We start from the raw sequence: 19,373 nt of genomic DNA on the forward strand, positions 1-19,373 counted from the left end.
CTCCGGGCGTTCGTCGCTCGAAAAGCCCATTTGGGGGCTTTTCGTCCGCTATGCGGACCGCTTCTCACCCTTCAGCTCCAGCCGCCGTGCATGCAGCACCGGCTCGGTGTAGCCGTTGGGCTGGACGCGGCCCTTGAAGACGAGGTCACAGGCGGCCTGGAAGGCGATGGACTTGTCGAAATCCGGCGCCATCGGGCGGTAGAGCGGGTCGCCGGCATTCTGGCGATCCACCACGGCGGCCATGCGCTTCATCGTCTCCATCACCTGCGCTTCCTTGCAGACGCCGTGATGCAGCCAGTTGGCGATGTGCTGGGAGGAGATGCGCAGCGTCGCGCGGTCTTCCATCAGGCCGACATCGTTGATGTCCGGCACCTTGGAGCAGCCGACGCCCTGGTCGATCCAGCGCACGACATAGCCGAGGATGCCCTGCGCGTTGTTGTCCAGTTCCTTCTGGATGTCTTCGGCCGACCAATTCGGCCGCACCGCGACCGGCACGGAGAGAATATCGTCCAGCTTCGCCTTGGCGCGCCCCTTCAGCTTTTCCTGCACCGCATGCACATCGACCTTGTGGTAGTGCGTTGCGTGAAGCGTGGCGGCCGTCGGCGACGGCACCCAGGCAGTGTTGGCGCCGGCCTCGGGATGGGCGATCTTCTCAGCCAGCATCGCCGCCATTAGATCGGGCATCGCCCACATGCCCTTGCCGATCTGGGCGCGGCCTTCGAGCCCGCATTCCAGCCCGGTGTCGACGTTCCAGTTCTCGTAAGCCGCGATCCAGGCGGCCTGCTTCATGTCGCCCTTGCGGATCATCGGGCCGGCTTCCATCGAGGTGTGGATCTCGTCGCCGGTACGGTCGAGGAAGCCGGTGTTGATGAACACCACGCGATCCTTCGCCGCGCGGATGGCTTCCTTGAGGTTGACGGTGGTGCGCCGCTCCTCGTCCATGATGCCCATCTTGATGGTGTTGGGCTTCATGCCGAGCAGCTTTTCGACACGGGCGAAGATCTCGGCGGCGAAGGCGACTTCTTCCGGCCCGTGCATCTTCGGCTTGACGACGTACATCGAGCCAGCGCGGGAATTTTTGCGCGCGCCGTTGGGACCGACGTCGTGAAGGGCGATCAGCGCGGTAACGGCGGCGTCCAGAATGCCTTCCGGCACTTCCGAACCGTCGGCCAGCAGCACGGCCGGATTGGTCATCAGGTGGCCGACATTGCGCACCAGCATCAGCGAGCGGCCGGACAGTGTCAGCGTCGAGCCGTCCGGCGCGGTGTAGCTGCGGTCGCCATTCAGGCGGCGGGTCATCGTCCTGCCGCCCTTCTCGAAGGTTTCCGAGAGATCGCCCTTCATCAGACCCAGCCAATTGCGATAGGCGACGACCTTGTCCTCGGCATCGACGGCCGCGATGGAATCCTCGCAGTCCTGGATGGTGGTGATGGCGGCCTCGAGGATCATGTCTGAAATGCCGGCCGGGTCTGCCTTACCGATGGGGCTTTCCCGGTTGACGACGACCTCGACATGCAGGCCATGGCGCTCCAGCAGGACCGCTTCCGGGGCGGCCGCGTCGCCGCGATAGCCAACGAACTGCGCCGGGTCCTTCAGCGCGACCATGCCCGCCGCCGTCCGGAGGGAAAGCGCGCCGCCCGACACCGACATGCCGGTCACATCCTTCCACGAGCCGGACGCCAGCGGCGCCGACTGGTCGAGAAAGGCCTTGGCCCAGGCGACGACCTTCTCGCCGCGCTTGGGATTGTAGCCCTTGCCCTTTTCCGCACCGTCCGTCTCGGGGACGGCGTCGGTGCCGTAGAGCGCATCGTAGAGCGAGCCCCAGCGGGCGTTGGCGGCGTTGAGCGCATAGCGCGCGTTCATCACCGGCACGACGAGCTGCGGGCCGGCGATGGTGGCGATCTCGGGATCGACATTTTCGGTCTTCACCGCAAAGGCCGGGCCTTCCGGCACCAGATAGCCGATCTCCTTCAGGAAGCTCTTGTATGCGGCCATGTCGACGGGGGCGCCGTTCTGCTTGTACCAGGCGTCGATCTTTTCCTGGATATCGTCGCGCGTCTTCAACAGCGCCCGGTTCTTCGGCGCCAGATCGTGCGCGATGGCGGCAAAGCCGTTCCAGAAGGCGGCGGCATCGATGCCGGTGCCGGGCGCCGCCTCGTTCACGACGAAGTCGTGCAGTTCCGGGGCGATGCGCAGGCCTGCGATCTCGATGCGGTCGGTCATTTCAAAAAGTCTCCAAAAAGGCAGCCGGAGAAAAGCGGCAAGTCGTGCCGGGCCTTTGGCACGCTCACGGTCCGGGGTCAATTATCCTATCGTTCCGATGCCCGCGCTTACGCCGCGATGCGCGGCCGGCCTGACGCGACGGCGACGATCTCGGCCTCGACGAACATGCGCTGCCCCTCGACGATCGAGACGCGGAACTCCTTCGACACCGATATCTCGACCTCGTCGGCGCCGGCCTCGGTGGCGCGGCTTTCGGCCAGCGACCGCACCTCGGCCTCGGCGGCGGCGACGGCCGAGTCCTCCTCCTCGAAATCGACGATGCCGCTGTCGCTGGACAGACGGAACAACCCTTCCTTGGGCTGGCTCACGCGCGCCTCGACGGTGACGCGCACCTGACCGACGACGGCACCCAGCGCATTGGCGACGTCGGTGTCTTCCGGCACGATGCAGGCGTTGCCGAGCAGCGCGGCAAGGCCGGCATAGTGCAGCGGCGCCGAGGCGCCGAGGCCGATCACCGGGCGGTCAAGCGAAACAGCGAGGCGGGCGATGCCGGGATAGGCGTCCACGGCGCGCTGCACCAGCGCATGCGCGACGGTGCCGGCGCCGTCCAGCCCGTCCTCGGCGAAGGCGGTTTCCAGTATGTATTCGGCGGACCAGCGGGTGACGGCCCGCAAAACGCGCGCGCAGAAGGCTTCCGGCGAATCCGCGACGGCCTGGCCGCGGCCGTCGCGCTTGCGGGCGAACAGTTCGGCACCGAGGCGGGCGGCCTCGCCGTTCCAGTTTGCCTGGCGGCCGAGCACGTGCGCGGCGTCCGAAGGCGTGAAGCCCGATATGTGCACGAGGCCGCGCGCCACCAGCCTTTTCAGCGTCGCGTTCTGGGCGTTGGAGGACAGCAGCAGGTCAAGCGGCTGCGGGATGGCGGTAATCGCCTCGTAGAGCTTGGCCTCGGAACGGCCGAGCCCGGCGGCGAAACGGTCCGGGATGCCGGTGCGGAAGGCGAAGCGGGCGTCCATGCGGCCGGCGTTGGGCGCGCGCAACTGCCGCTCCAGCTCCCGGATGACGGTCGCGCCATGCGTGACGGCTGCCAGCGACAGCGGCACCAGCCGGCGCGGGCCGAGCACCAGACGCGGGTCGAGCACGCCTTCCTGGAACGCCACCTCGGAATCGCCGCCGAGACCGAAAGTGCGCATGGCGACCGCCTCCACCATGGTGCGGAAGCCGCCGACGGTAGCGCCTTCGGGATCGAGACGCGGGCGCCCCTTGTCCAACACGGCGACGTCGGTGGTGGTGCCGCCGATATCCGACACCATGGCGTTGTCCAGCCCGGTCATGTGGCGGGCGCCGACCAGCGAGGCCGCCGGTCCCGACAGGATCGTCTCGATCGGCCGTTGGCGGGCGAAGGCGGCCGAGACCAGCGCGCCATCGCCGCGCACCACCATCAAGGGTGCTGCGATGCCGCGTTTTTCGAGAAAGCCTTCCGTCGCCGCGACCAGCCGGTCGATCATCGAGATCAGCCGCGCGTTGAGCAGCGTCGTCAGCGCCCGGCGCGGGCCGCCGAGCTTGGCCGACAGTTCGTGGCTGGCGGTGACCGGCAGGCCGCTGCGTTCGCGGATCAGGTCGCGCGCGGCCAGCTCGTGCTCGGGATTGCGGGTGGCGAAATAGGCGCAGACGGCGAAGCCCGAAACCGTTTCCGCCAGTTCCGGCAGCGCAGCCTCCAGCGCGGCAAGGTCGAGATCAGCGGCGTTGCCATGTACATCGTGGCCGCCTGGGCAGAACACCACCGGATCGGCGCCCAGCGCACCCTTCAGGCCGTCGCGGGCAAGATCGTCCTCACCGAAGCCGATCATGACCAGCGCGACACGCCCGCCCTGCCCTTCGACCAGCGCGTTGGTGGCGAGGGTGGTGGACATGGAGACGAGCTTGATCGTCGCCGGGTCGCAGGCCGCCTTGGCCAGAACCGCATCGACCGCGCCGGAAATGCCGACCGCCAGGTCGTGGCGGGTGGTCAGCGCCTTGGCCTTGGCCAGCACCGTGCCCTTTTCACCGCCCCCCTCGGTCCACAGCACGGCGTCGGTATAGGTGCCTCCGGTATCGATGCCTAAGAAGAGGGGGCCTGAGGCAGAAGAGCGCTCAGGAGCGGATGCGGAGGAGTTCATGGGGCAGGCATTCCTTGGACGTTACCTGCCTTTAGCCGATACCCGCCCGCAAAGGGAACAAGCCAGTAGCCGCAAATGTCCATGACAGTGGCGATTTTGCGCACTTGGAGCGAATCCAGGACCGGTCCCGTCAGGCGAGATGCAGCACGCTGCCCTTGTGGGCGGCAATATGGTCGGTCTTGTCGCTCTTGATCTCGTATTGCGGCTCGTCTTCCGAAGCGCGGTGCATGTGGCCCTTGTAGTCGAAATCGCGCGTATGGATCGCAATGATGGTTCCCGAAACGTGTCCCGCCTCGGAATTCCACCTTACATGGTCGCCGACCTTGAACCGCTTCGCCATCGTTCGCTCTCCCGTCAGCTGGCATCGGGCGACGACGATGCCGCGAGCATATTGCGAATGCCGCACTCGCCAGCCGCGCGCATCAGGACAGGACCGTCAGCGCTTGCGGCGCGGCCTGCCGGATGCGCGAGAACAACCAGTTGCGCTGCCGTTCGTTCCGGCTCTCGATGCCGCGCAGGGCATTTTCAAGCTCGCCATCGCCGAGCGCGCGGGCGGCCTGGACCAGCACGGCGATCGAGACCATGCTCTCGTTCACCATCAGCCACGGGTCCTGCAGGTCGCGCATCAGGCCGAAGCCGGTCGCCGGCCGGCCGATCCTGAGCGCCTTGTCCAGCGCCTCCGGCTCGCCCTCGCGCCACTCCCCGTATGTCTGCACGAAAGGCTGGAGCGCGGCGACGTTCTCGCTCGTCCATGTCCTGAACAGCCCGCCCTGCTGGCGAATATCCGGTGTCTTCGGATGCGCCTTGTGGAGCTTTTCCCAGCCGCGAACCAGACATGCCTCGTTCGCCAGAAGCAGGCCGATATAGTCGGCGAGACAGGGCCTGCCCGCAGGCACGGTTTCCGCTGCCGCCTCCCGCTTGGTTTCCTCCGGCTGCGGCAGCAGCGCTCCCGTCACCTTCTCCAGCCTGACGGCGGCATATTTGAAGTGCGGCTGCTTGCTGACCGGGTCCCATTCGTAGAGCGTCAGTTCGTTGGCGGCGCGCGCCCGCTCCGGATCGTCCCAGTAGCCGTAGTGGAACGGCATGAACAGCGTGCCGGGCTCGATGTCGCCGATGCGGGCCGGCGCTTCCGCCGCTCCGCGCCGCGAGGTGACGCGCAGCATCTCGCCTTCCTTGATACCGAGGCGGCTAGCGTCCGCCTCGCTCACCTGGATGAAGGCATCAGGCGCCGCATCCCTGAGTTCCTTCGAACGCCCGGTCTTGGTGCGGGTGTGGAAATGGTAGACGACACGGCCGGTCGAGAGGAAGAAAGGATAGGCTGCGTCCGGCTCCTCGGCCGGCGGCACGTATTCGGCGGCGCGCAGGAAGGCGCGGCCGTTCGGCTTCTTCGCGTGATAATCTTCCTCGGTGATCGCAGCGCCAGTCAGAAGGTCGTGGCCGTAGCTTTCGCAATAGTCGGGGTCGGTCGCGAAATTGAGGTCTGCGTAATAGCGATCCGAGCCGTCCGGATGCTTTTCGTTGCAGGGCCACGGAATGCCGGAACCGCCGGTGAGTTTTTCATAGCTCAGGCCCGAATAGTCACAAGGTCGGCCGCGCGAGCATTCGCGCCAGGCGTCGAAGGCGCCTTCGGCATCGCTCCACTTGATCAGCGGCGCGCCGTCCTTGTCGCGGAAATCCATGCGCCGGGCGAAATCGAGGAAGATGTCGAGATCGGAGCGCGCCTCCCCCGGCGGCTCGATCGCCTTGTGGTTCAAGTGGACGACGCGATCGACATTGGTCGAGCAGCCGGTCTTCTCGCCCCAGATCGCCGCCGGCAGCACCACGTCGGCAAACTCCGCCGTCTCGGTCATGAAGGCATCCTGCACGATGACGAACACGCCCTGTTTGCGCAGGTCCTCGCGCAGCCGGCCGAGATCGGGAAAGGACACCGCCGGATTGGTGCCGATGATCCACAGCACCTTGATCGAGCCGTCGCCGACATAGTCGAAGATCTGCATCGCGTGCGTCGGCGGCCCCCAGTTCGGCAGCGTCGCGGGATCGACGTTCCAGAGCTTCGCCATCTCCTCGACATGGCGCGGATTGTCGAAATTGCGGAAGCCGGAGAGATCGCCGCCCGAGCCGGTCTCACGGCTGTTCTCGGCGGTCGGCTGGCCGTTCATCTGCAAGATGCCGCAGCCCGGCCGGCCGATGCGGCCGAGCACCAGGTTGACGTTGTTGACCTGTACGGCCGCCGCAGTGCCCTGGTTGGACTGGTAGACGCCCTGCAGGCAGGTCGACAGCAGCATTTTGGAACCACCGATCATGGCGGCGGCTTGCCGGATTTGATCCGCCGGAATATGCGCGATCTCCGCGATCCGCTCGGGCGTATAAGCCTCGACCGTGTTGGCAAGCTCGTCATAGCCCAGCGTGTGCGCCTCGATGAAGGCGCGGTCGACGTGGCTCTGCGCGATCAGTTCCCGGATCAGGCTGTTCATCACCGCGACATTGGTGCCGAGGCGCGGCTTGATGTGCAGGTCGGCCTCCGCAGCCGTCGCCGTGCGGCGCGGATCGATGACGATCATCTTCGACGGCGCGTCGCCGCGCCGGCGGTCGAGCACGCGCGCCCACAGCACCGTGGCGGTCGCGGCCATGTCGTGGCCGACGAAGAGGAAGCAGTCGGTGACGTCGACGTCTCCATAGTTGCCCGGCTGGCCGTCTGAGCCGAAGGTTTCCTTCAGTGCGGCACCGGCGGTCGCGGTGCACAGCCGCGTGTTGCCGTCGATGTGCAGCGTGCCTATGCCGGCGGTGCGGATGACGCTCAGCGTGTAGTTTTCCTCGGCGAAAAGCTGGCCCGAGGTATAGAAACCGATCGAGCCGGCAGTGTATTTTGCCTTGGCCGCCTTCATGCGCTGGACGATCAGGTCCATCGCCTCGTCCCAGCTTGCAGGTTCGAGCCTGTCGCCGTGACGGACGAGTGGACGGGTCAGCCGGTCGGGGCTGCCATTGGCGACCCAGCTATGGAGCCCCTTGGGGCCGAGCCGACCGCGGTTGACGACATCGGCCTCGCGCCCGCGCACGCCGACGATGCGGCCGCCCGGCCTGTCATCCTTGACGGCGATGTCGATGCCGCAGCCGTTGGAACAGAGGAAGCAGCAGGCCTGCACCCAGCGATCCGGTTCCTCCTCGACGTTCTGGTCAACCCGGACCGGCCATTGCGATCCGAGGATCGGCGTTCGCGGTCCCCAGATGTCGGCGATGCTGTCGCGGGTGCTGGCCATTCGATCCTCCCGTTGCGGTTCCGATCGCGCCTGCCGTGGCGCCTTATGCCTCCTGCGGTTCCAGAACCACCACCGCTTCCGTCGTCAGCAGGCGGAAGGTGAAGCTTTCCTGGAAATAGAGATCGACGGCGGTGCCGGAATGGCTCGCATACCCGATGGAGATGTCCTGACCGATATCCAGCTCGAAATCGCCGCCACGGGTGGTCAGCACGAATGCGCCCTGAATGGCTGACGCCCAGACGATGCCGCCGTCGACCAGCCGCTCGATGTGGTGCAGGATCGGATAGCCGTCGTCGCTGCCGCCGCTGGCGGCGGTGTAGGCGTCTGCGCCGAGCACCAGCGCGTAAGGCCCGTTGCAGCCGGCGAGCCGCAACTGGCTGACCGCCTGCGCCACCGCGGCGGGATAGTCGTCGGCCTTGGCCGGCAGCGCGACACCGGCATTGCTCGTGCCTTCGCGGATGCCCTGGATGCCGGCGACGGCATAGCCGTCGAAGACGGCGCGGTCCTCGGCGAAGGCGATCGTCTTCGCCGCTTCCTTGACCGGCGACCAGTCGGAGTCGGTCGCCCCGCGCTCGACGTCATCGATCTGCTGGCGCGAAAGCTGGAACGGGACCCGCAGTTCGACCAGCGCCTTGACCTCGCGCTGCACGGACTGGATGCCGTCGCCGGGTGCCGCGATCTGCCGGACATGACCTGTGCCGACCGCCGAGAAGTCGAGCCCTTTCGGCCCGACGACGTCGACGACACGGCGCGCGCCGAGATGACGCTTGAGCGTGCGCGTCGCCTCCTCCTCTATTTCGGCCCAGGCCGCATCGGAAATGGGTGCGAGTTCGCGATGGAGGTTATTCATGGCCAGCCTCTCTTCTCAGGGATCCGATGCCGAGCGAACCGTCGCCGGGTGACGGCTGCGCCGGGTTGTCGTCCGCCGGTGGGGGATCGCCCGGTGTCGCCGCCGGCTGCGGCGCTTCGGGTGTGACGTTGTCGAGAAAGTCCGCCGTCGGCACGAAGAACAGGCAGCCCGTCACCGCCCGGCTGAAATCGAGCAGATGGTCGTAGGTTCCCGGTGGATTGCCGACGAACATGTTCTCCAGCATTTTCTCGATGCGGTGCGGCGAGCGGGCATAGCCGATGAAATAGGTGCCGAACTCGCCCTTGCCGACTTCGCCGAACGGCATGTTGTCGCGCACGATCTGCAACTGCTCGCCGTTCTCCTCGATGTTGGTCAGCACGTTGTGGGCGTAGGGCTTCTTGTCCGCGTCGCGCTGCTCGATGTCGGAGAGCTTGTGGCGGCCGATGATGTTCTCCTGCTCCTCGATCGGCACCTTGTTCCAGCGTTCGATGTCGTGGAGATATTTCTGCACGATGACGTAGCTGCCGCCCGCGAAGGCCGCATCTTCCTCGCCGATGATTGTCGCGTCGATGGCCCCCTGGTCGACCGGATTCTCGGTGCCGTCGACGAAGCCGATCAGGTCACGGTCGTCGAAGAACTTGAAGCCATGCACCTCATCCACCGTGGTCACCGCGCCGGCGAGCCGCGCCATGACGTGCGTGGCCAGTTCGAAGCACAGGTCCATCGAAGCCGCGCGCAGATGAAAAAGCATGTCGCCAGGCGTCGAAACCGCCGTGTGCACGCCGCGAATCTCGCGAAAGGGGTGAAGGTCCTTCGGCCTCGGCGCGCCGAACAGCCTGTCCCAGGCATCCGATCCGAAGCCCATGACGCAGGAAAGTTGCCCTTCAAGATTGCGGAACCCGACGCCGCGCAGCAGGCTGGAGAGATCGGCGCACAGTTCGCGCACCGTTTCCTCCGCTTCCGCTCCGGGGTTGATCGTAACCACCAGGAAAATCGCTGCGCCCGTCAGCCTCGAGGCGACCGACTGGGACACTGGGGAGGGCAAGCTTGAAACCATATTCATCCATCACAGGTGGTCCGGCAGACAGCGCCAAGCGCTTATGTTGCATCCGGCACGGGCAGGTTTACAAGTTTCGATATCGCAAAAATGGGGTTCTGCGGGCATTCGCCCGGCACCTTTTCGGCGATGGAGTTTCCGACATCGGCGGCCGACAAGTTCAGCCGGCATTGGGCTGGCAGCGTCCGTCCGAATTTCTCGCAGGATCATGCCGGTGAGCGAGCCGTTGCCCTGCCCGTTCAGGATTGGCGCCCGGTGCATTTCGGGCCGCCAATCCGAATCACCGCCGGCCCGGTGTCGAGCCGGCCGGTCGTTCACGCCGTTTTTGCAGGCAGCGACAAAATATTTGATGTGATCACAGGCGCTCCGGCGGTTCGGAAACGACACGTCCAGCAACCGCTGCCGAGGCGCGAAAAGGCGCGACCGCGGCCTTTCAGCCTGCCGATCCCGGTCTCGCCGCCCCGTCGACAGAGGCGCGCCGAACCGCAGCCGGACATGCCCGCGTTAACTTTTCGTTAACCATTTCACCGATACATCTTGGCTACCGAAAATTAACCAAGATCACCATCGTGTTAACGAAACCCCGGCCCATCCGCCTCAAGGGGCGGTCCTTTCTCGCTTTGTCGCTTGCCCCGGAGCTGCCCTTCGAGGACTGGCTGGCCGGGCTCGACGACCTCGCCGCCCGCTCCGCCGGCTTCTTCCTGCGCCGGCCCGTCGTGCTCGACGTCGACGGGCTCGATATCGACAAGGCCGAGCTGCGCAAGCTCGTCGACGATCTCAGCCGGCGCAACGTCCGCGTCATGGGCATCGAAGGCGCACGGCCCTCGCTGCTCGGGGCGGACATGCCGCCGGCCATGAGCGACGGCCGCCCGGCTTCCGACTTCGAGCCGCCAACCGAAAGCGAAGCGGACGAAGCGCAGGACGCTCCGGCGGTGGAAACGATAGCGGCCGCGGGCCCTGCCCCGGCGCAGGCTACGGCCTCGCTGGTGGTCACCGAGCCGGTCCGGTCCGGCCAGTCGCTGTTCTTCCCCGAGGGCGACGTCACCATCGTCGGCTCGGTCGCCTCGGGCGCGGAAGTCGTCGCCGGCGGATCGATCCATGTCTACGGCACGCTGAGGGGACGCGCGCTGGCCGGCACCACCGGCAACGGCTCGGCCCGCATCTTCTGCCGCAAGCTGGAAGCCGAACTGATCGCCATCGACGGCTTCTACCTGACGGCGGAAGACATGGAGCCGGACCTGCGGGGCCAGGCGGTGCAGGTCTGGCTGGAAAGCAACGGGTTGAAGACGGGAATACTCGGCTAGGGTTTGGGCGGACCCGGACGAGAGGTCCATAACAGGAGAGGTCAATGGGCAAGGTTATCGTGGTGACATCCGGCAAGGGCGGCGTGGGCAAGACCACGTCCTCCGCCGCCCTGGGCGCCGCTCTGGCGCAGAACGGCGAGAAGGTCGTCGTGGTCGATTTCGACGTCGGCCTGCGCAATCTCGATCTCGTCATGGGCGCTGAGCGGCGCGTCGTCTACGACCTCGTCAACGTCATCCAGGGCGAGGCGAAGCTCACCCAGGCGCTGATCCGCGACAAGCGGGTCGAAACGCTCTACCTGCTGCCCGCCTCGCAGACGCGCGACAAGGACAACCTGACGCCCGAAGGCGTGGAGAAGGTCATCGCGGCGCTGAAGAAAGCCTTCGACTGGGTGATCTGCGATAGCCCGGCCGGCATCGAGCGCGGCGCCACGCTCGCCATGCGCCATGCCGACGTGGCGATCGTGGTGACCAATCCGGAAGTCTCCTCGGTGCGCGATTCCGACCGCATCATCGGCCTGCTCGATTCCAAGACGCTGAAGGCCGAAAACGGCGAGCGCATGGAAAAGCACCTGCTGCTCACCCGCTACGACCCGACGCGGGCCGAACGCGGCGACATGCTGAAGGTGGACGACGTGCTGGAAATCCTGTCGATCCCGCTGCTCGGCATCATTCCCGAGAGCATGGACGTGCTGCGCGCCTCCAACCTCGGTGCGCCGGTCACGCTGGCGGACGAGGCCAGCGCGCCGTCGCGTGCCTATTTCGACGCCGTGCGCCGGCTCAAGGGCGAGGCCCTGCCAGTCACCGTTCCGGGCGAGAAGCGGGGCTTCTTCGGCAAGTTCTTCGGGAGGAAAGCGGCATGAAGCTGTTTAAGCTCTTTTCCAAGCCCCAGTCGGCCCCGGCGGCGCGCGAGCGCCTGCAGGTGCTGCTGGCGCACGAGCGCGCCAGCGCCGGCGGCTCGGACCTCGTCGCCAAGCTGAAGGACGAAATCCTGCGCGTCATCTCCAGGCACATGCACATCGACCAGGACAAGGTGAGCGTGAAGATGGAACGCGGCGAGCAGATGTCGACGCTGGCCGTCGACGTCGAGATCCCGTTCAACGCGGCCAAGGCCGCCGCGGCACGGAAGAAGGCGGCCTGACGGCCGCTTTCCGACCCATCTTTTCGAGGGCAAGGGGGGGGACAAGGGGGAACAGACCACGTCGGCGCCATCGGCCGACCGTCGGAGCGATGATCCGCGCATGATCGGGGTCGCTCCGACCCAGGCACCGGGCGCACCATCATCAGCAAAGGAGCAACGCGATGACCCGCATATCCCTTCTGGAACGGCTGAAGGAAATCCAGAAGATGCCGCGCTACCAGGGGCGCGACATCACCACCATTAGCTCTGTGCTGTCGAACCAGGCTCTCGCCAAGCATATCGAGGTGTGCGAGCAGGCCGCCGGCCTCGCGCCGCGCCCCGACAAGAAGGCCGCCGCGTAGGGCGCGTCGGACAGCCCCGGTGGCGCAAGCGCCACCGCCAGACAGGAAGCCCGTCCGGTGGCATCGATCCATGTCATGGCGCATGTCGCGCCCCTTGTCAGGGATCGATGCCGCGAGCGGGCTTAAGCGCCACCGGCTGGCGTTTGCGGCCGGGCCTCACAGTTTCCAGCCGATCACGCCCTGCGGCATCTTATTGCCCATGCCGTCGCGCCTACGGTGGCACATCAGGCACAAGCATCTGCCTTCGGCGATGGCTTGTTTCTACAGGCGGCGAACCGAGGCGAAAAAGAAGACGGCCGCCGCCATGCAGGGCTGCGCGTCAGCGGGAAAGGCCCGAGACCGCGCGCGGCGCGTAGTCCTTTTCGAGATCGGCGATCTCTTCGGCCGTCAACTGGATCGACAGGGCGGCCACCGCGTCGGCAATGTGATGCGGCTTGGTCGCCCCGATGATCGGTGCGGTGATGCCGGGCCGGCTTGCCGTCCACGCCAGCGCGACCTGGGCCATCGGAACGCCACGCGCCTTGGCGATACGGGCGACTGTCTGGATGATCTTCTCGTCTTCGGCCAGATAAAGGCTTTGCGCGAAGGGGTCGAGCCGGCTGCGGTCGCTGTCGGAGGCGACCTTGGTCAGCCGGCCGCGCGCCAGCGGGCTCCACGGAATCACGGCGACGCCCTGATCCAGGCACAGCGGGATGATCTCGCGCTCCTCCTCGCGATAGAGGAGGTTGTAGTGAGGCTGCATGGAGACGAACCGCGCCCAGCCGTTGACGGTCGAGGTGTAGAGAGCCTTCGAGAACTGCCACGCATACATCGACGAGGCGCCGATATAGCGCACCTTCCCGGCCCTTATGAGGTCGTCCAGCGTTTGCAGTGTTTCCTCGATCGGCGTCTGCGGGTCCCAGCGATGGATCTGGTAGAGGTCGATGAAGTCCGTGCCCAGCCGCTTCAGGCTGGCGTCGCAGGCGGCCATCAGCGCCTTGCGCGACAGGCCTTGCCGGTTCGGCCCACCCTTGCCGACGGGGAAATGCACCTTGGTCGCGATGACGACATCCTCGCGGGCGGCGTGCTCCTTCAGGAGCTTGCCGACGACCTCCTCACTCGCTCCGGCCGAATAGGCGTCGGCGGTGTCGAAGAAGTTGATGCCGGCTTCGATCGCCTGCCGTACGAAGGGACGAGCCCCGGCTTCGTCGAGCGCCCAGTCGTGGGTGCCCGCCTTGGGATCGCCATAGGTCATGCAGCCCAGTGCCAGCCGCGAAACCTTGAGGCCCGTCTTGCCGAGATTCACATAAGTCATTGTCATGTCAGAACCATTTCTTTCTGAGGGAGGATTGCGTCAGACCGGCAGGCACAGCCGTGCGGCATCGTAGATGGCGGCGTGGATGTTGCGCCCCGCCACCGCGTCACCGATGCGGAAGAGCCTGAACGTGCCGACGGGATTGCGGACGATCTCCTGCGGGCGGATGCCGACGAAGGCTTCCTGGTCGAGTTCGCCGCAGTTGATGGAATGAGGGACGAGACCGAAGTAGAGGTCGTCGTTGGGCAGCGTCCCCTGCTCGACGACGACATGGTCGACGATCCGGATACGGGTCATGTCCGAATATTCGTGGGTCAGGTGCGCCGCCAGACGGCCATCGTCCGTCCGCGTCACCTTGCGAAGGCGCCAGCCGAGGGTGGTCGTCACGTCACGCTCGGCGAACATGCGCAGATAACCGGGCGAGGTCAGCGGGCCGACCTCGGGGGCGATGGTGCGCGCCGGCGTCACATATTCGACGGTCCCTGCGGAAGCGGTGGCGGTTTCCGTCGCGTCCAGCCCGGCATGGTTGCCCATGGCGTCGAAGACGAGGACGTCCCCGGAAAGCGGATCTCCCGTCATAACTTCCCAACTGTCGAGGACGAGGTCCGCGCCCTCGCTCAGGAAGCTACGGTCCGGCAATCCGCCGGTCGCGACGACCACGACGTCGGGACTTTCGGCCAGGACGTCGTCGACATCGGCATAGACGCTGCACCGGATGTCGATGCCGAGGATATCCGCCTCGGCCAGCCGCCAATCGACGATGCCGATCAGGTCGCGCCGCCGCTGCGAGCGCGAAGCGATCAGAATCTGGCCGCCGGGTGCCTTGTTCGCCTCGAAGACGATCACCTTGTGCCCGCGTTCGGCAAGGACGCGCGCCGCCTCCAGCCCGGCAGGCCCAGCGCCGATCACGACGGCGCGGCGGCCCGGCGCGGGGCTTTTCGGAATGACGTGCGGGATGGTGCCTTCACGGCCGGTCGAGGGATTGTGGATGCATTTGCTGTCGCCGGTCCGGTGCAGCGCGTCCAGGCAATAGGTAGCCCCGACGCATGGCCGGATGCGGTCAACCTGCCCAGAGGCCACCTTGTTGACGAGATGAGGGTCGGCCATCATCGCCCGCGTCATGCCGACGAGGTCCAGCAGACCTTCGCGAACCGCGTGGCGGGCCGTCGCCACGTCGTTGATGCGGGCGGCGTGCATGACCGGCAGGTCCAGCGCCCGCTTCACCGCACCGGCGAAATCCAGGAACGGCGCAGAAGGCGTGCCCATTGGCGGAATGACGCGGGCAAGCCCCTCGTCGTTGCCGATCGTGCCCTTGATGACCGACAGGAAATCGATGCCGTCGCCGGCCAGCACGCGCACGGCGTTCAGCCCTCCCTCCAGCGACAGCCCTTCCGGATCGTCCTCGTCCACGGCGGCGCGCAGGCCGACGATGAAGTCCGGCCCGACCGCCTTGCGGATCGCCTGGACAACGGCCCTCGGAAAGGCCAGCCGCTTCTCCGGCGTCCCGCCCCAGGCGTCGTCGCGCCGATTGGTCAGCGGCGAGAGAAACCCGTCGAACAGATGGCCGTAGCATTCGATCTCGACGCCATCGAGCCCGGCCTCGCGGCAGCGCAGCGCGGCGGCGGCGTAGCCGGCGATGATGCGCTGGAGGTCCCAGTCTTCCGCCACCTTGGGCGTGGCACGGTGGAACGGCTCGGGAATGGCGGAGGCCGAGACGGCCGGCAGCCAGTCGCCGGCATAGTGACTGGTGCGCCTGCCCAGATGGGTGATCTGCAGCATCACGGCGGCACCTTCGGCATGAACGTCGTCCGCGAGCCTGCGCAGCCATGTCTCGATCTCCGGCCTGTGCAGGACGAGGTTGCTGCCGAAGGAGGAGGGACTGTCGCGCGAGACCATCGAGGTGCCGATCATGGTCAGCGACGCCCCGCCCCGCGCCTTCTCCAGGTGGTAGAGCCGATAGCGGTCCTTGGGCATTCCCTGCTCGCCATAGGCGGGCTCGTGCGAGGTGCTGACGATCCGGTTGCGAAGCGTCAGGTGTTTCAGCCGGAAAGGCTGCAGGAGCGGATCATGCGACATGGTTCGGTTCAAGGAGTCTAGTGTCGGAGGACGGCTGGCAGCCATGTGGTCAGCGGCGGAAACAGGATCACGGCGACGACGACCAGCAGCATTCCAGCGAAGAAAGGCAGGAAGGCCCGCGTGAACTCGCCAAGGCGGCAACCGGTGATGGCGCAGACCGTGAAGGTGATCGTGCCGACCGGCGGTGTGATGCCGCCAAGCGTGAAGATCAGCACCAGCAACAGGCCGAGTTGCTCGGCCGGGATGCCGAGGCTGGCGCCCATGGGAGCCAGCACGGGAATCAGGATGATCATCAGCGACAGCGATTCCAGCACCGTGCCGGCGATGAGCAGCGCCACCGAGAGGATGACCATGAACATGGTCGGCGATATCGCGGCCGTGTCCAAGGCCGACTTCAGCAGCCGTGGAATCTGCTCGTAGGAGACGACGAGACCAAAGGCGCCGGCCGCCGCGATGATCAGCATGATCATCGCGGTCGTGAGCGCCGCTTCGCGGAAGATCGGCAGCAGATCCCGCCAGTGGATCTCGCGATAGATGACCATCGCCACGAAAAGCGAGTAGATCACCGCCACAGCGGCCAGTTCGGTGGGCGTGAAGACACCGGCGCGCAGGCCGACCAGCAGCAGCACCGGCATGAGCAGCGCGAAGATGGAGGCGCGGAAAGCCGCCCATATTTCGCCGGCGGTGGCACGCTTGCGCGACGGCTCATAACCGTTGCGGATCGACATGACATGCACGGTGAGCATCATCACGACCAGCATGACGGCCGACACGCCGATGCCCGACATGAAGAGGTCGCCGATGGAGACGTCCGCCATGACGCCGTAGATCACCAGGCTGATGGACGGCGGCAGCAGGGGCGAGAATACGGACGAGGTCGCGGTCAGGGCGCTGGCGAAGCCGTTCGAATATCCCTTGCGCCGCATGATCGGCACCAGGACCTTACTGTCGATGGCCGCGTCGGCGCTGGCCGAACCCGACATGCCGCCGATCAGCACGCTGTTCATGACGTTGACCTGGGCGAGACCGCCGCGAAGGTGGCCGACCAGCACGTCGGCAAAGCCGATGAGCCGTTCGGCGATGCCGCCGCGGACCATGATGGTGCCGGCCAGAACGAAGAACGGCACCGCCAACAGCGGAAAGGACGCCATGGAGGTCACCATGCGCTGCACCACGATGATGTCCAGGCTGGGCGTGACGGTGAAATAGGCGACCGAGGTGACAAGCAACGTGAAAGCGATCGGCAGGCCGATGGCGATCAGGCCGATCATCAGCAGCATGAACAGGGCGATGGTCATAGCGCGGTCCCCTTGCCCTGCTCGATATCGTCGAGTTCACCCAGGCTTTCGGGTTCGGCGCTGTAGCTGTCGCTCCTCGCCCCACGCAGCGCGGCGACGAGGTGAAGCAGGACGTGGACCAGCATGCCGGCGATCCCGACGAGCACGGCGACGGCCAGTACCCGTCTGGAAAGACCCGTCGCCGGCAAGGGCGAGAAGTTGGTGCGGCTGACGAACGTCCAGGCGCGCAGGAGAAGCAGCCCGAGCGTTCCCGCCATGATCGCGTTGGTCAGGCAATCGAGAAGCGCCTGGCCGCGAGAGCCAAGCCGCATGCGCAACGCATCGACGGCGATGTGCCGACGGCGGCGCAGGACGCCGATGGCTGACAGATAGACCAGCCAGACGAAGCACAGTTCGGCGATTTCCGAGGCGCCGAGAATGGACCGGGACAGGAGGTATCTGGAAAACACCTCGGCGCCGAGGACCACGACCATTACAGCCAGCAAAATGGCCGGCACATCGTCTTCTATGAAAACGACTAATCGTTTCATGGGAAAACCGTCCACTGTGTTGCCGTCCGTCCGGCATTGCCGGACGGACGGGCACGAAACTACTGGGCGAGTGCGCGGATCTGGCCCACGAGATCGGCCGGCCAGTCCTTGGAGCTGGTGTAGAAGCCTTCCGTCGCGGCGCGATAGGCCGGGATGTCCGCTTCATGGATCTCGACGCCGGCCGCCTTCATCTGTTCGATGTGGCCGTTCGTGCGCTCGGTATGGGTCTTGGCCGCCGCCTCGCCGGAGGCGGTGAACTCCTCCACGAGGACCTTGCGATGATCCTCACTCAGCCGCTTGAACGCGTCTTCGCCCATGGCGTAGCCGAGCCAGGGGCGGATGTGGCCGGTGCGCGTCAGGTGCTTGCTCACCTCGTGCCACTTGGCGGCGAAGATCGCGTTGGGCGAGGATTCGGTCGCGTTCACCACACCTTGTTCCAGGGCGCCGTATGTCTCGCCGTAGGTCAGGCTCGTCGGGATGGCGCCGAGCGGCTCGAAGGTGGCGAGCCAGGCTGCAAGCGGCGGCAGGCGGACCTTCATGCCCTTGAGGGACGCCGGATCGGCAAAGGAGCGGTCGCCGATGATGTCGCGCGGCTCGTCGAACCAGTTGAGCGCGAGAATGCGCAGGTTGCCCTTCGCCGCCAGTTCCTCGGTCCACTCCTTGAACATATCCGACTTGGCGAATTTCTGCGCCTGCTCGCCATTGTCGAAGAGGAAGGGACCGGACAGGATGCCGAGCGTGGGAAAGCCCTTTTCCGCGGCGCCGGAGGCGTCGACGAAGACGATGACATCGCCGCCCGAAACGGCCTGCTCGACCATGTCGGCATTCGTGCCGAGTTCGTTCGCCGGGAATATCTGGATGTCGAGCGCACCGCCCGTTCGCTCACGAATCCTATCGGCTGTGGCGGCCAGCACCTCCTGCTCGACGGACGTCGTGGTGTAGCCGTGCGCCAGGCGCAACAGGACCTTGTCCTGCGCGACGGCCACGCCTCCCGCGAACAGCGACAGTGCGCTGCCCGCCACCAAAGCCAGCGCGAGCCGGCGGCTGAAATTGATCACTCCCATTTTCCTCACCTTTCCCCTTCGGGTTTCGTCTTGCATTCCAGTGACAGGCCTCAGGCCTGCAGGGTCCTCAGCATGAGGTGGGCCTGCAGCCTGCTTTCTTGCGATCGGCTTTGAACGACCGCCCTCTCAACGGCGGCGATGCCACGGTCCCTGAGATGGTCGAGTATGGCGACGGTCGCCTCGGCGTCTGCGCTTTCGACGATCCGCATAAGATGCTCGTGCTCCTCGAACACCTGCTTGCGGTGATCGGCCTCCGAGGCGAAGACCAGCCGGTAGTAGATGGTCCGCCAGCTATCGGTAGAATCCCAGAGGTTGCGGAGAATGCGCAGCAGGACCGGCTCGCGGCAGGCCTCGAACAGGGTGAAATGAAAGGCGCGGGTGCGCGACGCGACCTCCCCCGCGTTTTCGGGGTTCATCGCCTTCAGCTCCGCATGGACCTGCCGCATGGAAGCGGCGAGTTCCGGACCGAGTTCACCGGAAGCGGAAGCCTGGCGAACGGCCTCGGCTTCAAGCAGTTGGCGGAGCCGCTGAATGCTGCGCAACTGCGTGGCGTCGATGCGCGCCACCGTGTAGCCGTTGTTGCGCTCGTAGGTGACGAGCCCATCCGCCTCCAGCAGCCGCAGCGCCTCGCGCACCGGGATACGCGAAAACCCGTAGGCCTCTGCGATCTGCTCCTGGATCAGCCGCGTGCCGGGCAGGACCTCTCCCGACAGGATCGAAGCCCTGAGCTGTTCCACCGCAATTTGCGTGGCAGAAGCCTTCGCCAAGATCGCCTCCCGATCGCA

Annotated in this window: 16 protein-coding genes; 4 read left to right on the forward strand and 12 right to left on the reverse strand. The window is 66.1% G+C overall.

Features of this window, described 5'->3' with window-relative positions:
- Window positions 1–48: 48 nt before the first annotated feature.
- The 6 genes from E6C48_RS17005 to E6C48_RS17030 all read right to left on the reverse strand — a co-directional run bounded on the left by E6C48_RS17005 (window position 49) and on the right by E6C48_RS17030 (window position 9,543).
- Complete coding sequence (locus E6C48_RS17005; RefSeq protein ID WP_136359364.1) at window positions 49–2,223, reverse strand: malate synthase G; 2,175 nt, start codon at window positions 2,221–2,223, stop codon at window positions 49–51.
- Between the two features lie 107 nt (window positions 2,224–2,330).
- Window positions 2,331–4,379, reverse strand: a complete 2,049-nt coding sequence (locus E6C48_RS17010; RefSeq protein ID WP_136359365.1) for a hydantoinase/oxoprolinase family protein — start codon at window positions 4,377–4,379, stop codon at window positions 2,331–2,333.
- A gap of 130 nt (window positions 4,380–4,509) precedes the next feature.
- Window positions 4,510–4,719 (reverse strand): hypervirulence associated TUDOR domain-containing protein, encoded by a 210-nt coding sequence (locus E6C48_RS17015; protein WP_136359366.1) that lies wholly within the window; start codon window positions 4,717–4,719, stop codon window positions 4,510–4,512.
- 82 nt (window positions 4,720–4,801) lie between these two features.
- Entirely contained in the window at window positions 4,802–7,636 is a 2,835-nt protein-coding gene (locus tag E6C48_RS17020) for a molybdopterin oxidoreductase family protein (RefSeq protein ID WP_136359367.1), read from the reverse strand.
- A 43-nt stretch (window positions 7,637–7,679) separates the two neighbouring features.
- Window positions 7,680–8,486: a family 1 encapsulin nanocompartment shell protein gene (locus tag E6C48_RS17025; RefSeq protein WP_136359368.1), complete on the reverse strand. Its 807-nt coding sequence runs from the start codon at window positions 8,484–8,486 to the stop codon at window positions 7,680–7,682.
- Window positions 8,479–9,543 carry a Dyp-type peroxidase gene (locus E6C48_RS17030; protein WP_136359369.1) on the reverse strand — a complete coding sequence of 355 codons (1,065 nt, stop codon included), beginning with the start codon at window positions 9,541–9,543 and terminating at the stop codon, window positions 8,479–8,481. The genes E6C48_RS17025 and E6C48_RS17030 overlap by 8 nt, the downstream gene beginning before the upstream one ends.
- Before the next feature lie 560 nt (window positions 9,544–10,103).
- On the opposite strand from E6C48_RS17030, the gene minC reads away from it, so the two are divergent.
- The 4 genes from minC to E6C48_RS17050 all read left to right on the forward strand — a co-directional run bounded on the left by minC (window position 10,104) and on the right by E6C48_RS17050 (window position 12,326).
- A complete protein-coding gene (minC, locus tag E6C48_RS17035; protein WP_136359370.1) occupies window positions 10,104–10,847 on the forward strand; it encodes a septum site-determining protein MinC in 744 nt (247 codons plus the stop codon).
- A 44-nt stretch (window positions 10,848–10,891) separates the two neighbouring features.
- Window positions 10,892–11,707 carry a septum site-determining protein MinD gene (minD, locus tag E6C48_RS17040; RefSeq protein ID WP_136359371.1) on the forward strand — a complete coding sequence of 272 codons (816 nt, stop codon included), beginning with the start codon at window positions 10,892–10,894 and terminating at the stop codon, window positions 11,705–11,707.
- Entirely contained in the window at window positions 11,704–11,985 is a 282-nt protein-coding gene (gene minE, locus E6C48_RS17045) for a cell division topological specificity factor MinE (RefSeq protein WP_136359372.1), read from the forward strand. Before minD ends, minE begins: the two co-directional genes overlap by 4 nt.
- 161 nt (window positions 11,986–12,146) lie before the next feature.
- A complete protein-coding gene (locus E6C48_RS17050; RefSeq protein WP_136359373.1) occupies window positions 12,147–12,326 on the forward strand; it encodes a hypothetical protein in 180 nt (59 codons plus the stop codon).
- A 319-nt stretch (window positions 12,327–12,645) separates the two neighbouring features.
- Here E6C48_RS17050 and E6C48_RS17055 read toward each other — a convergent pair whose 3' ends face one another.
- The 6 genes from E6C48_RS17055 to E6C48_RS17080 all read right to left on the reverse strand — a co-directional run bounded on the left by E6C48_RS17055 (window position 12,646) and on the right by E6C48_RS17080 (window position 19,355).
- The gene (locus tag E6C48_RS17055; RefSeq protein WP_136359438.1) at window positions 12,646–13,620 is read right to left on the reverse strand and encodes an aldo/keto reductase; all 975 of its coding nucleotides are present in this window, start codon (window positions 13,618–13,620) and stop codon (window positions 12,646–12,648) included.
- 39 nt (window positions 13,621–13,659) lie between these two features.
- Window positions 13,660–15,696 (reverse strand): NADH:flavin oxidoreductase, encoded by a 2,037-nt coding sequence (locus E6C48_RS17060; protein WP_136359374.1) that lies wholly within the window; start codon window positions 15,694–15,696, stop codon window positions 13,660–13,662.
- Between the two features lie 17 nt (window positions 15,697–15,713).
- A complete protein-coding gene (locus E6C48_RS17065; RefSeq protein WP_230978816.1) occupies window positions 15,714–16,994 on the reverse strand; it encodes a TRAP transporter large permease in 1,281 nt (426 codons plus the stop codon).
- Window positions 16,991–17,491 (reverse strand): TRAP transporter small permease, encoded by a 501-nt coding sequence (locus E6C48_RS17070; protein ID WP_168734564.1) that lies wholly within the window; start codon window positions 17,489–17,491, stop codon window positions 16,991–16,993. Before E6C48_RS17070 ends, E6C48_RS17065 begins: the two co-directional genes overlap by 4 nt.
- Window positions 17,492–17,583: 92 nt before the next feature.
- The gene (gene dctP / locus E6C48_RS17075; RefSeq protein ID WP_168734565.1) at window positions 17,584–18,582 is read right to left on the reverse strand and encodes a TRAP transporter substrate-binding protein DctP; all 999 of its coding nucleotides are present in this window, start codon (window positions 18,580–18,582) and stop codon (window positions 17,584–17,586) included.
- Between the two features lie 56 nt (window positions 18,583–18,638).
- Window positions 18,639–19,355 carry a GntR family transcriptional regulator gene (locus tag E6C48_RS17080; RefSeq protein WP_168734566.1) on the reverse strand — a complete coding sequence of 239 codons (717 nt, stop codon included), beginning with the start codon at window positions 19,353–19,355 and terminating at the stop codon, window positions 18,639–18,641.
- Between the last annotated feature and the right edge of the window lie 18 nt (window positions 19,356–19,373).

The organism is Ollibium composti, from assembly GCF_004801285.1.
Classification (GTDB): Bacteria; Pseudomonadota; Alphaproteobacteria; order Rhizobiales; family Rhizobiaceae; genus Mesorhizobium; species Mesorhizobium composti.